General features: G+C 53.7%; 13 protein-coding genes. 3 read left to right on the top strand and 10 right to left on the bottom strand.

The features are described from left to right. Positions 1-16: 16 nt before the first annotated feature. The 8 genes from phoU to C816_RS21055 form a co-directional block, all read right to left on the bottom strand. Complete coding sequence (phoU, locus tag C816_RS21090; protein WP_016324448.1) at positions 17-673, bottom strand: phosphate signaling complex protein PhoU; 657 nt, start codon at positions 671-673, stop codon at positions 17-19. After that, positions 673-1,428, bottom strand: a complete 756-nt coding sequence (gene pstB / locus C816_RS21085) for a phosphate ABC transporter ATP-binding protein PstB (protein WP_016324447.1) — start codon at positions 1,426-1,428, stop codon at positions 673-675. Before pstB ends, phoU begins: the two co-directional genes overlap by 1 nt. Next, positions 1,425-2,288, bottom strand: a complete 864-nt coding sequence (gene pstA, locus C816_RS21080) for a phosphate ABC transporter permease PstA (protein WP_016324446.1) — start codon at positions 2,286-2,288, stop codon at positions 1,425-1,427. Before pstA ends, pstB begins: the two co-directional genes overlap by 4 nt. Before the next feature lie 2 nt (positions 2,289-2,290). After that, on the bottom strand, positions 2,291-3,160 hold the full coding sequence (gene pstC / locus C816_RS21075) for a phosphate ABC transporter permease subunit PstC (protein WP_016324445.1): 870 nt from the start codon (positions 3,158-3,160) through the stop codon (positions 2,291-2,293). A gap of 62 nt (positions 3,161-3,222) precedes the next feature. After that, positions 3,223-4,041 (bottom strand): phosphate ABC transporter substrate-binding protein, encoded by an 819-nt coding sequence (locus C816_RS21070; RefSeq protein ID WP_016324444.1) that lies wholly within the window; start codon positions 4,039-4,041, stop codon positions 3,223-3,225. A gap of 163 nt (positions 4,042-4,204) precedes the next feature. Continuing rightward, a complete protein-coding gene (locus C816_RS21065; protein ID WP_016324443.1) occupies positions 4,205-5,980 on the bottom strand; it encodes a Na/Pi cotransporter family protein in 1,776 nt (591 codons plus the stop codon). Between the two features lie 155 nt (positions 5,981-6,135). Beyond that, positions 6,136-7,284 carry a YibE/F family protein gene (locus tag C816_RS21060; RefSeq protein ID WP_016324442.1) on the bottom strand — a complete coding sequence of 383 codons (1,149 nt, stop codon included), beginning with the start codon at positions 7,282-7,284 and terminating at the stop codon, positions 6,136-6,138. 87 nt (positions 7,285-7,371) lie between these two features. Beyond that, positions 7,372-8,943, bottom strand: a complete 1,572-nt coding sequence (locus tag C816_RS21055) for an alkaline phosphatase (protein WP_016324441.1) — start codon at positions 8,941-8,943, stop codon at positions 7,372-7,374. Between the two features lie 230 nt (positions 8,944-9,173). Here C816_RS21055 and C816_RS21050 point away from each other — a divergent pair, with 230 nt between their 5' ends. Beyond that, positions 9,174-9,989: an HAD-IIA family hydrolase gene (locus C816_RS21050; RefSeq protein WP_016324440.1), complete on the top strand. Its 816-nt coding sequence runs from the start codon at positions 9,174-9,176 to the stop codon at positions 9,987-9,989. A 193-nt stretch (positions 9,990-10,182) separates the two neighbouring features. On the opposite strand, the gene C816_RS21045 is transcribed toward C816_RS21050, so the two are convergent. Both C816_RS21045 and C816_RS21040 read right to left on the bottom strand, forming a co-directional pair. After that, positions 10,183-10,836, bottom strand: coding sequence for a hypothetical protein (locus tag C816_RS21045; RefSeq protein WP_016324439.1), 654 nt, complete (start codon positions 10,834-10,836; stop codon positions 10,183-10,185). Beyond that, complete coding sequence (locus C816_RS21040; protein WP_016324438.1) at positions 10,833-11,366, bottom strand: SLOG family protein; 534 nt, start codon at positions 11,364-11,366, stop codon at positions 10,833-10,835. The genes C816_RS21045 and C816_RS21040 overlap by 4 nt, the downstream gene beginning before the upstream one ends. 148 nt (positions 11,367-11,514) lie before the next feature. Here C816_RS21040 and C816_RS21035 point away from each other — a divergent pair, with 148 nt between their 5' ends. Continuing rightward, the gene (locus C816_RS21035; protein ID WP_016324437.1) at positions 11,515-11,820 is read left to right on the top strand and encodes a helix-turn-helix domain-containing protein; all 306 of its coding nucleotides are present in this window, start codon (positions 11,515-11,517) and stop codon (positions 11,818-11,820) included. A gap of 112 nt (positions 11,821-11,932) precedes the next feature. Continuing rightward, a partial coding sequence (locus tag C816_RS21030) for a hypothetical protein (RefSeq protein ID WP_371254437.1) occupies positions 11,933-12,390 on the top strand: 458 nt, incomplete at its 3' end.

The raw sequence follows: 12,390 nt of genomic DNA, 5'->3' as shown, positions 1-12,390 counted from the left end.
CAGACACTCCTTACCATCAATGTGCCTGCCCGTTCTTATTCCCGGTAATGGAGAAGATAACCCACTCTGCAATATTGACAGCATGGTCACCAATGCGCTCCAGGTATTTGTCGATCATCAGCAGGTCAAGCGCGTGCTCCCCGACTGCGGGCGCCTCCGCGATTTTTTGAATCAGCACAGCTTTGACCTGTGTAAAATAGCGGTCAATGGTGTCATCGTGAGCAATCACGGCTCTGGCCCGCTCTATATCCTGCTGGACGTATGAATCCACGCTCTCTGTGACCATTTTGATTGTCTCCTGCGCCATTTCGCGGATATGGCCCACATCTTCCGGGACATAGCCCTCTGACAGCATGGCCAGAATGATCTCCGCAATATCGGACGCCTGATCCCCGATGCGCTCCATATCCGTGATAATTTTCAGCGCGGCGGAAATCTGCCGCAGGTCACGGGCCACCGGCTGCTGCTGGAGCAGTAGCTTCAAACACAGGCTCTCAATATCCCGCTCCATCTGGTCGATCTCCCCGTCCAGCGGCCCGACCTTCTCCGCCAGGGTCTTGTCCCCCTCGGTCAGAGCCTTTGCCGCCAGGGAGATCGCCTCCTCGCACAGTGCGCCCATTTGAATCAGTTCATTTTTCATCAGGGCAAGCTGCTCGTCAAATTTGCTCCGCATTATCCAAACCTCCCTGTGATATAGTCCTCCGTTTTCTGGCACTCCGGCCGGGAGAACAGCTTTTCTGTCTCACCGTACTCAATCAATTCCCCCAGCAGGAAAAAGGCGGTATAGTCCGAAATGCGGGCGGCCTGCTGCATATTGTGTGTCACGATGATGATGGTATATTGCTCCTTCAGGCCCATCGCCAGCTCCTCGATTTTGGAAGTGGAAATGGGGTCCAGGGCGCTGGTGGGTTCGTCCATCAGCAGCACCTTCGGCTCCACAGCCAGGGCGCGGGCGATACAAAGCCGCTGCTGCTGGCCTCCGGAGAGGCCCAGGGCGTTCTTTTTCAGTCGGTCCTTCACCTCGTCCCAGATTGCCGCCCCCCGGAGGGAGCGCTCCACAATATCGTCCAGTTTGGCCTTGTTGCGGACACCATGGGTCCGGGGACCGTAGGCGATGTTGTCATAGATACTCATGGGGAAGGGATTGGGCTTCTGGAACACCATGCCGATCTCCTTCCGCAGCAAGTTCACATCCAGGCCAGAGGCGTATACATCCTGCTCCCCATAGCGCACCTCGCCGGTGATCTTCACGCCAGGAATTAAATCGTTCATCCGGTTCAGTGTTTTCAGAAAGGTGGACTTCCCACACCCGGAGGGACCGATAAAGGCGGTAATGTTCTTCTCCGGAATTTCAATATTGATATTGTTCAGTGCCTGGGCCGTCCCATACCACAGGCACAAATCCTTTGCGGTAACAATACTGCTCATAACGCTCTCCTTTTTTTGAAGATCCGGCCAACCAGGACTGCGGCAAAATTGATGGTCAGCGTCAGTGCCATCAGAATCGCGGCGATAGCAAAGGATGCCTGTGCGCCACCCGGCCCCGGCTCCTTGGTGTAGAGGTACAACGCCACAGTAAGGGTGGCTCCCGGACTGCCCAGGCCGCTGAGAAAGCCGTTCAGAACATGAGCGAATCCCGCTGTAAATAACAGCGCCGCCGATTCCCCCAAAATGCGGCCCGCCGACAGGATACAGCCAGTGATTACCCCATCCACACAGCCAGGGAGTACTACCGTCCGAACGACCCGCCATTTTCCGGCTCCCAGGCCGAAAGCCCCTTCTCGGTAGCTCTGCGGCACGGTTTTCAAGCTCTCCTGTGCGGTACGCATGACAGTAGGCAGGTTCATAATAACCAGTGTCAATGCCCCGGCCAGCAGACAGGAACCGAAGCTGTTGGCGAAAATCAGCATCCCTACCAGCCCGAAGATAATGGACGGAATGCCGGACAGGGTTTCTGCCGCGTACTCAATGACCGTCACCAACCTCTGGCTGGAGGCATACTCTGTCAGATAGATGGCCGCACCCACTCCCAGGGGAAGTACAATCAGCAGCGTAGCTACGATGATATAGACTGTGTTCAAAATATCCGGCAAAATGCCAATCGTTCCCGCCAGATAGCTTGGTTTTGTGGAGAGCAGTTCCCAGGTAATACTGGGGAGTCCCTTTATCAGAACATATCCAATCAGGAACAGGGCAGTTCCACAGGTCAGAGCTGTGGACAGTGCCATCAAGCCCCTCATCAGGCCAATGTAACCCTTCCGTTTGGTCGTGATCCAGTTGCTTTGCATGGTCAGCCCTCCTTTTTGCGTTTCAGGAAGAAATTCAGCGCGGCATTGAGCAGCAGCACGAATAGGTAGAGAACCAGGGCAATAGAGAACAGGGCCTGCCGCTGCAATCCGCTGGAATAGGCCATCTCGCTGGCGACTGCCGTGGTGAGAAAACGGACGCTCTGGAACAGGGACGGCATATTAGGCACATTGCCGGACACCATCATCACCGCCATAGCCTCTCCGATAGCCCGGCCCACCCCCAGTACTACCGCCGCCGCTATGCCGCTTTTTGCTGCCGGAGCGGATACGCGGAAGTAGGTTTCGATGGGTGTAGCCCCCAGAGCAAGGGAGGCATCCTCGTATTCCTGCGGGACCGCCTCTAACGCAGTGACAGACACCTTAATAATGGAAGGCAGGATCATAATGGCCAGCACGATGATCGCCGCCAGCAGACTGGCCCCGTCCGGCACATGAAAGAGCTGCCGTATTCCCGGAACCAGCACCAGCATACCTACCAGACCGTAGACCACCGAGGGGATGCCCGCCAGCAGACTGACAGCAGATTCCACCACAGCTTTCACCTTTGGCGGGGCCAGCTTTGCCAGATATACCGCCGTGAAGAAGCCAACCGGTACGCCAAAGAGAATAGCTCCGGCAGTTCCATAGATGCTGGTCAAGATAAAAGGCAGAATTCCGAAGGACGGTTCTTTTGCTGTGGATTCCCAGGTGTCTCCCAACAGGAAGTCCAGCAGGCCAATTTGCCGGATAGCAGGGATTCCGGACAGGATCAGATATACCGTAATAAGCAGGACACAGCCCACCGTGACCAGACCCAGGAACAGGAATATCCCGTGAATCAGGTTTTCTATAAACCGTTGATGTTTTCCCATAAATTGAGCCTCCTAATGGGTAGGAGCGGCGGCAGAGAAAGCCGCCGCTCCACGAGAGGGGTTCAGTTCGCCGCCACCGCGCCGGCCTTACTGATAAAGTCAGAGGCATCGGCAGAGGTTGCGAAATCGAAGAATGCCTGGGCGGCCTCGGACAGCTTGGCATCGGTCTTTGTCACCAGCACGAAGGGACGCTGGATCACGTAGCTGCCGTCCTTGACGGTGTCCTCGGTGGGAGCCACGCCGCCCACGGTAAGGGCCTTTACGCTGTCACTGACAGAAGCTAGAGAAGCGTAGCCGATAGCGTCCGGATTCTGAGAGACGGCAGTAATCACATCGCCGGTAGAGGTCAGTTCCTGGCGGTACTGGCAGGCATCCTCGGTGCCGGTAATGGATTCAAAGCCGTCCCGCGTTCCGCTGCCAGCCTCCCGGCCAATGAGGACTACGGCCGCGTCGCTGCCGCCTGCATCCTTCCAGTTGGTGATCTCGCCGGTGTAGAGCTTGGCGATGGTTTCCACGTCCAGGTCGGCCACGGGGTTGTCCGGGTGAACGATGACGGCGATGCCGTCATAGGCCAGGACGGTGGCCGTCAAGCCGCTGGCTGTTTCCTCATCCTTCAGATTGCGGCTGCTGAGGCCAATGTCACAGCGGCCCTCCTGGACAGCCTTGATGCCGGAGCCGGAACCGGTGGGGTTGTAGGTAAAGGTCACGCCGTCGTTCTGCTCCATGAACGCCTCGCCCAGCGCCCCGATCACATTCTCCATAGAGGTGGAGCCGTCGGTAGCCACCGTACCGGAGAGCTTCTGGGAACATCCGGCCAGCATAGACGCAACCACGGCAACAGCCATGACCAGGCCAATCAATTTCTGTGTTTTCTTTTTCATGACAAATAACTCCTATTCCCGTTTGATTTGTAGTGTATCCTGGGGGATCAGCGATCCACCTGCCTATCCTCCCGTCCACAAGAATAAGAATACCGCCTGAATGTAAAATGCGAAAGTCAGCTTTGGTAAAACCTGTGTAAAGTTTTATGTGTGATTGTAAAGTTTATTTTTCCTGCCTTTTCTGTACGAAATATCCATTCAGGACATACTTGCGCTGATACTCCTGGAATCGCTGACGGAAATCCTCGCTGCCAGTGCGGAATGCGCGCAGGGACTGATGGATGTCCATATTGCCATGGGCAATATCAATCACGCACCCAGCGATGTTGGAGCAGTGATCCGCCGTGCGCTCCAGGCTAGTCAACAGATCAGACCATGCGAAACCTGCGTCAATAGAGCAGTCGCCCTTCTGCATACGAAGGATATGGCGTGTCCGTAGCTGTTCCTTCAACTGGTCGATCACCTGCTCCAGCGGTTCCACCATAGAGGCAGCGTTCAGATCATCGTGAAGGAACGCATTAAGGGACAAGTCCAGAATATCCCGAACCGCTGCGGAAACCACGGTCAAATCAGAGGAAGCATCTTCCGTAAAACGGAGCTCCTTGTCCCGCAGTTCTTCAGCGGATTCCAGGATGTTGACGGCGTGGTCCGCGATCCGCTCAAAATCGCCAATCATTTTCAGCAGCTTCGCCGCCTCCCGGCTGTCGGCTTCGCTGATTTGGCGGGTACTCAGATTCACAAGATAGGTTCCCAAAATATCTTCGTAATGGTCTGTTTTATCCTCTTTTTCCCGTATAGATGCGGCCAGCGCCGGGGTATAGCTTCGCAGAGAGACCATTGCGTCTTTCAAGGCCGCAACAGCGGTTTCCGCCATCTCCGCCGCCACCGTATGACACCGCTCCAGGGCGATAGACGGAGTGGCAAACAGGCGCTCGTCCAGCTCCGCCACCGCGTCCGACCGCTTATCATCGGGAACGAGGATGGTGACCAGCTTCTCCAGAAAACTGGACAGGGGCAGCATCAGCAGCGTACACAGGACATTGAATACCGAGTGGGCCACGGCGATGCCCAGGCGAGAGGCGGGCTCGTCCAGAATGACAGGCCGCAGCAGCGCCTTTAGAACGCAGAACACCGCCAACCAGACCGCCGTTCCGATGATATTGAATGAAAGATGGACAAGAGCGGCCCGCTTTGCGTTCTTGTTCGCACCTACGGAGGAGATCATAGCCGTCACGCAGGTGCCGATATTCTGCCCCATGATAATGGGAATCGCAGCGCCGTAGGAAACCTGACCAGTTGCCGCTAATACCTGCAAAACGCCCACGGAAGCAGAACTGGATTGGATGATGGCCGTGAGGATCGTGCCCGCCAGTACGCCCAGCAGCGGATTTTTGAACATGATGAACATCTGCTGGAACGCCGGGACATCCCGCAGGCCGGAAACGGCCCCGGACATGGTTTCCATGCCGAACATCAGCGTGGCAAAGCCGAGCAGGATCATGCCGGTGTCCTTTTTCTTCGCGTTCTTGCAGAACATATAAAAGATGATGCCAATGAGCGCCAGAATCGGCGTGAAGGAGGACGGTTTCAATAGTTTAATAAACAGGTTCCCGCTGTCGATCCCAGCCAGACTCAACAGCCATGCCGTGACTGTGGTCCCAACATTGGCCCCCATAATGACATTGATGGCCTGCTTCAAGGTCATGATTCCGGAGTTGACAAAGCCAACCACCATGACCGTAGTTGCCGAGGAGCTTTGAATGACCGCAGTAACGCCCATGCCGGTCAGAAGTCCGGCGATCTTACGGTCAGTCAGCTTCCCCAGAAGCGTCCGGAGCTGGCCTCCGGCCCTGCGCTCCAGGGCCTGTCCCATAACGCTCATGCCGAACAGGAACAGGCTTAATCCGCCGATAAGAGTCAACACATTGAAAATATCCATAAAGCTGATTTCCTCTCTCTTTTAGTTTCACGTTTTTATTCTAACAAGTGCGTGTAAAATCTGTTAGCAAGGTCATGTAAAATCTATGTAAAATGAAAGGCCAGCCGACACCGGCCAGCCTGTGCGGTTGGATATTGCCCTGTGAACAGCTTCAGCTATTGCTTCAAAGAGAAGCTGTCATAACTGGTCAGAAATATTCCGGCGCACAGAGCCGTAAATGGGGCCACTGTCACCAGTCCAAAAGAACCAATCACCGTATGCAGCAGTTCCGCCGCGACATATTTGTAATTGAGGACATTGGTCAGCGGCGTTCCCTGGGCCATGAACACCATCAGCAAAGCTACATACCCGCCGGAGTATGCCAGCAGCAATGTGGTTGTCATCGTTCCCATAGCGGCCCGGCCCACATTCAGACCGGATCGAATTGCCTCTTTGCGGCTGAGTGCTGGCTGTTTCTGAACGACCTCATAGACAGCGGAGGTAATATCCACGGACAAGTCCATAACAGCCCCTGACGCGCCGATAAAAATAGAGGCCATAAAAATTTGTGTCAGGTTCAGATGCTGGTATCCGGCATACAGCAGGCTCTCCGAGTAAGACATAACCGCTCCGTGGATTTGGAAAAGGTTCGTAAAAACCACGCCCATGACACAGGTGACCAGAATGCCTAAGAAGGAACCGGAGACAGCGGCGGCACAGCGGCGGTCGAAACCATATACCAGGCTGACGATCAAGACCGTTAGCACCAGAGTGATCCCCAGCCCTACCCAAATGGGATTCCAGCCTTTCAAATAGAGCGGAACCAACACCTTCCAGATCATCAGCACGGACAAAATGAAGGAAAGTACCGCCCGCAGACCGGTCCAGCCCGCGAAAACAACCAGCAGAAGGATAAACAGTGCCGCGAGCAAAAGTTCCCACGGGGTGCGATAGTGGTCGATCATGGAAACATTCAGGATTTGCCCATCCAGGAAGTTGATGCGCACCAGGGCTTTGTCACCTGTGGAAAACAGCTTGTCCTGTTCCAGAGAGCCGTTCAGCATATTCCTTCCCTCGGCAACCTGCCCCTGAAAAGAGCCGCCTAAAATTTTCACTTGACACCGCTGTTCCCCGGAACGCACAAGCCCGGTGTCAACAATGGAGGATTCATCCGTAGACAATACCAGCGCAGGCCGTATGTCCGATTCCTGAAAAACCAGATTTCCCTCAAAGCCCGTTGGAAGAACCAGCAGTACAACGATCAGGGTAAGGCAGGCCCATATCGGGGCCTGATAATGGATGGATGCGCTTGGGAATAGCTTCATAATTGATTGTCCCTTTCTGATAGGGTCGAGGCCGCTCCTACCGGCAGGCAGAAGCGGCCTCTCTATGAGAAAGCAGAGGGTAAGCGGTTATTTTACCGCCAGCATCGTAGCCAGCTTCTCGTAGATTTCCGTGTTGTCATAGTATCCATCAAACTGATCGGCGTTCACGCCGTCAGCGAACATGGCGACCGGCAGTCCGGTGTGGCTATAAGAGGTGAAGGATACACCGGATTTGTTATTGAGAATGTGGGTAATCGTCACGCTTAACGGCTCGTAGGTTCCGTAGGCCACATACTCCGCCTGCTGGACCATGCCGGTATCCTTTTCGTTCACACTTTTCTCGTAGGCGGTTTTCAGCAGGCCCAGCTCGTACTCGGTGAGTACCAGCTTGTCCCCGGTGTCACCCTTTGCTTTCAGGCCGAACAGCTTCTCTATGTCGGCCAGGACGGTGTTGAAATCAGTCTTGTTCTCCTTGTAAGCGGCTACATAATCGCTGTCGAACTTGGCAAAAGAAATTTTCTGGCTGTCCAGCAGGGAGAGGTAGGTGTCGTAGTCGGTTCCGGCAAAGCCGATGGTCAGACCGCCGGTTTCGTGGTCACCGGTAACTAGGATCAGAGTCTCATCGGGGTGTTCCTTGGCAAAGTCGATGGCTACCTGCACCGCGTCGGCTAGGGCCAAGGTGTCGTGAATGGTGGAGGCGGCATCATTGGCGTGGCAGGCCCAGTCGATCTTACCTCCCTCGCACATCATGAAGAAGCCCTTGTCGTTGTCCAGAACCTCAATACCCTTTTCCACATAGTCGGCCAGGGACCACAGTTTGTCTGTCCGGTCCAGCTCATAGGCCATGGCATCAGAGTCGGCCAGATGCTCGTCGATAATGATGACAGGACCGGAGGTGATCTTATCGGCCTCAGCTTGGGTCTTTACCACGTTGTAGCCCGCCTGCTTTGCCAAGGCATACAGATCCTCCTTGTCCTTGTCCGCTCCGGTGGGCTTTTTCAGTCCGCCTCCAGCAAAATACTCAAAGCCAGAGTCGATTAGTTCCAGGCCGATCTCGTAGTAGCTGTTGCGGCTGGCTTGGTGGGCGTAGAAGGCTGCGGGAGTGGCGTGGTTCAGGTTGACAGAGGAGATGATGCCCACCTTCATCCCCAACTGCTCGTGAACCTTCTCGGTGATCGTCTCATAAACCTTGGTGGCTGTTTCGTCCACATTGATGGAGCCGGAGTAGGTCTTGTAGCCAGTGGCGATAGAGGTGGCGGTGGAAGCGGAGTCGGGAGCGAAGCTGTTGGAATCGTAGGTCACAACGGAACCAACCGTTTCAAAGCCCATGAAATTCAGCGGCTTGGGGCCGTCCAGCACCGCACCCTGGTTGTCGTCCAGGCTGGGAACTGCCTGCATATAGTCGCTGTCGGCCATGGCCCCGAGATAGTCCGCCGCGGACTGGAACTGGGGAAAGCTCATGCCGTCTCCGATGAACAGGAACACATACTTGGGTGCCTTGATGGTCTGGTCAGAGGCAGTCTGGCTCGCCAGCGTGTTGATCGCGCCTGCGTTTGTCTGAACAGGGCCAGTGCTTCCGTTTTTGGCGGTAGCGGAACAGCCAGCAAACAAAGTGGCTGTCAGCGCCAAAGCCAATGCGATAGCAAAGATTTTTCTCATATTTACCTGTTTCCTCCTAAAGAGTAGTGTTTGTCCGCCTGGGACACATCCAGAATAATCTCTGGATGTAATATTTGCTACCATGGTTTTGAAAAATCCTTGTAAAATTCTGATATAAGCAAGAAGCCTTTACATGGATTTCACAAAAAAAGCCTTGTAGACTTTACAAACACATCTTATAATCAGATTTTGACCAGCAGGCAAAAATAAACATGAAAGGCAGTCATGATATGGAAGAAAAATGTTTACTTGATTTCAATGCGAAAAAGGGCTTTATCTGTGATATGGATGGCGTCATTTATCACGGAAATAAAATCCTTCCGGGTGTTGTGGAATTTATTCAGTGGCTCCAGGCAGAAAACAAGAGATTTTTGTTTTTGACCAATAATAGCGGATACACGCCAAAGGAACTGCACCAGAAGCTGGCTCGTATGGGGTTAGATGTGTCTGAGGATCATTTTTATACGAGCGCTCTGGCAACTGCCGCATTTCTGAAGGAACAGGCTCCCGGCTGCTCTGTATTTGCAATCGGAGAAGCCGGACTTCTCAACGCACTTTATGATGCAGACATCACCATGAATGAGGTGAACCCTGACTATGTGGTGGTTGGAGAAGGACGCACCTACTCCATGGAAACATTGACAAAGGCAACGAATTTGGTCATGGGTGGGGCAAAACTCATTGGGGCAAACTCTGATGTATCCGGCCCGATTGAAAATGGTATTGCACCGGCCTGCCGCGCTTTGACCGCTCCTATCGAAATGGCAACCGGAACACGGGCCTATTTCTGCGGCAAACCCAATCCGCTGATGATGCGGACTGGCCTGCGGCTGCTGGGCTGCCACTCCGGTGAAGCTGTCATGGTAGGAGATCGGATGGATACCGATGTAATCTCTGGTATGGAGAGCGGTATGTCCACTGTATTAGTACTTTCCGGCGTTTCTACACCAGAAACTTTGAAAGAGTATGCCTACCGTCCGTCCATTGTGCTGAATGGCGTTGGCGATATTGTCGCTGCGGCACACTCATACGTTGTGGGGCATTGAGTAATAACGTTCCTATAACGTAGGCGAGCAATGTATTGGAATATCCTTTTCGGATTTTCCAATACGCCCGTTGGGGTCCCCCCAAGCCCCGGACTGGCCGCTCTGCGTCCAGTCGAACACGCCTGACGGCGTGGCTTTTCGCTCCCTTCGGTCGCTCATTCCTGCACATCCGCGCAGGAAGGGAAACGCCCTTTCAGGGCGTTTCCTCATACCGTATTGGGCAGTAAAAAATTAAAATATCCATCTGGCGAGAATCGCCGTTCTTGCGTTCTGCCAGATTGCAGTCGATATAAAAATCTTCCAGGCCAAACCCGGCAAGGTTTTCTTCAAACAACTGGATTTCCTTTGTAGCAAGGTTGATAGCGCCAACACCAAAACACTGGCTGGCCTTCTGCGGCAAAATCTCATTCAAGCAGTCAGCACACAAGAAAGAAGCGGCCTTGTCCACGTCCAGGGTTTTGTCGGCGAGAAAGTCCACAGAGCCAGTGGCGTACCCCCGGTCATAATCTAACATCAAACTGGCAGAGAATCCGCCGTCCGTGCTGCCACCGCCACCGAAAGACACAACGCCAGCATATTCTTCAATCAACTGCCCGTTCAGTCTGTCATAGCGGTTGATTTCAAGCGGCTTGATCTCAAAGGTATTTAAGCTGATGAGCGCAATATTGTCCTGCCCCCAATATGACGGAACCAGGCTTTCGATGCCGCCCCCGCACAGATAGCAGTCCTCGTCTGATGTGTTGGAGGAATACCTGGTTTCATTATCCGGGGCCGTGTGTTGATCTGCTCCGCACCCGGCCAGAATGAACAGCAGTATTACCAGCAGCAAAAGAGGAAACCGTTTCATGCTCCGCCCCCCTCATGGGTCACAGACCGGGTAAGCGGGTCAATCAAGATAATCTCCCGCCCCAACTTCCGGGCATAGTTGACCGTTGCGCCGGTGCCGCTGCGCCGCACTCCACTGAAAACCGCCAGCAGCAAGCCAGCTGATTCCACCAGCCGATGGTTCCGGTCGATCATACAGCCGTCATAATATTGGCGGCTCACATAGTCAACCGAATCGGCCTGTTTCAGAATAGAATGATACCGCTCCCGCGCTGAATCACTCCACCTGTCCGCCTGCCCTCCATAGGGCAGGACACAGCGGAGTTTCAGCGCGGGATTTTTCTCACGGAGGTCAAGCACGATCTCCGCCGCCCAGCAGTCGGTTCCGTCCGCGCCTCCGGTAAAATACTCTGTCACCCCGGCCCCGGCCAGCGTTGCGATCTGCCTCGCCAGGGTTTCTTTCAACGCTATGCACCGTGGGTCCGCCTCATTGTCCTTCCAGGGAAATTTATGCGGACGGTGGCCGGTGAAGGCGCAGGTTGTACCTACCATCTAAAAACCTCCCCCTTTGATGGTTTCTCGAATATTCTATATTGCCTGTGGCAGACTGTCAATTATAAATGTCGTAATTAAGATAAAAATGATAAGTTAAAATTGCTATCCGTCTTGTAGAATAAAGGCACAGTCAGGGGGTGACGGTATGGCTATTTATGATTTTGGAATACGACTGAAAGAACTGCGAGAGGGCAAAAGGCTTTCACAGTCAGATGTTGCGGACCGGCTGGAAGTGACACGGGCTACAATCAGCGGCTATGAGTGCAATACCATCACTCCCAGCGTGGAGCAGCTTGTCAAACTGGCGGTGCTTTACAATACGTCCTTGGACTATATGCTGGGGATGGAAAATCGCTCTTATCTTTATCTGGACGATTTGAGCGAAAGCCAACAAAAGACCATTTTGGACGTGGTTGACCGTTTGAAGAAAGAATTTCTTAACCCGCTCTGATTTTATGAGCAGACGATTGACAGGTCCCCGCTATCGGCATATAATCTCAGCATATTGACCAGCAGGGATGAAACATTTTATGAAGGTAAACCACCATTCGCTTGCTTACAAAATGCAGGCCAAGCCAAACAAAACCTATAAGGATTTGCGGCAGAAGCAAAAGGCGAAAATTTCAGAATGGATGTTCCGGGCCGTCTGTGAGCATTACCAGGAACACGGGGAAATGCCTGGGGATGAAGCTGCTGAAAAGATCACCGCCAGAATCTACGATAAGATAAAATCTCTTGCGATATGGGTTCCCTATGACGAGGTACACCGGGAGTTCCTCTCCAAACTGCCCCGATATGAAACCCGCATCCAGGAGCATGGGATTCCAGAGGACCCGCCGCCCAAAAAGAAAACTCCGGCCACGCCCCGGAAGAAGGGCCGCAGCAACAAGATTTGTCCGAACTGCGGCAGGAAAATGAAGCAGCAGTTTATCGGCTTGCAGCATTGCAGGTGCGGCATGAGCTGGAAAAAGGGAGAGGGCTTTTTTGAACGCTCCCCGGATATGGTATTTGCTTTGCAGCG

The sequence above is a fragment of the Oscillibacter sp. 1-3 genome (assembly GCF_000403435.2).
In the GTDB taxonomy this organism is placed as follows: Bacteria; Bacillota; Clostridia; order Oscillospirales; family Oscillospiraceae; genus Oscillibacter.
Note: the sequence above shows the minus strand (reverse complement) of the source record. Positions and strands in the feature narration are given on the sequence as shown.

Excerpts from the sequence above, each read along its gene's own strand:
- phoU (WP_016324448.1), bottom strand. The coding sequence starts at position 673 with ATGCGGAGCAAATTTGACGAGCAGCTTGCCCTGATGAAAAATGAACTG.
- pstB (WP_016324447.1), bottom strand. The coding sequence starts at position 1,428 with ATGAGCAGTATTGTTACCGCAAAGGATTTGTGCCTGTGGTATGGGACG.
- pstA (WP_016324446.1), bottom strand. The coding sequence starts at position 2,288 with ATGCAAAGCAACTGGATCACGACCAAACGGAAGGGTTACATTGGCCTG.
- pstC (WP_016324445.1), bottom strand. The coding sequence starts at position 3,160 with ATGGGAAAACATCAACGGTTTATAGAAAACCTGATTCACGGGATATTC.
- C816_RS21070 (WP_016324444.1), bottom strand. The coding sequence starts at position 4,041 with ATGAAAAAGAAAACACAGAAATTGATTGGCCTGGTCATGGCTGTTGCC.
- C816_RS21065 (WP_016324443.1), bottom strand. The coding sequence starts at position 5,980 with ATGGATATTTTCAATGTGTTGACTCTTATCGGCGGATTAAGCCTGTTC.
- C816_RS21060 (WP_016324442.1), bottom strand. The coding sequence starts at position 7,284 with ATGAAGCTATTCCCAAGCGCATCCATCCATTATCAGGCCCCGATATGG.
- C816_RS21055 (WP_016324441.1), bottom strand. The coding sequence starts at position 8,943 with ATGAGAAAAATCTTTGCTATCGCATTGGCTTTGGCGCTGACAGCCACT.
- C816_RS21050 (WP_016324440.1), top strand. The coding sequence starts at position 9,174 with ATGGAAGAAAAATGTTTACTTGATTTCAATGCGAAAAAGGGCTTTATC.
- C816_RS21045 (WP_016324439.1), bottom strand. The coding sequence starts at position 10,836 with ATGAAACGGTTTCCTCTTTTGCTGCTGGTAATACTGCTGTTCATTCTG.
- C816_RS21040 (WP_016324438.1), bottom strand. The coding sequence starts at position 11,366 with ATGGTAGGTACAACCTGCGCCTTCACCGGCCACCGTCCGCATAAATTT.
- C816_RS21035 (WP_016324437.1), top strand. The coding sequence starts at position 11,515 with ATGGCTATTTATGATTTTGGAATACGACTGAAAGAACTGCGAGAGGGC.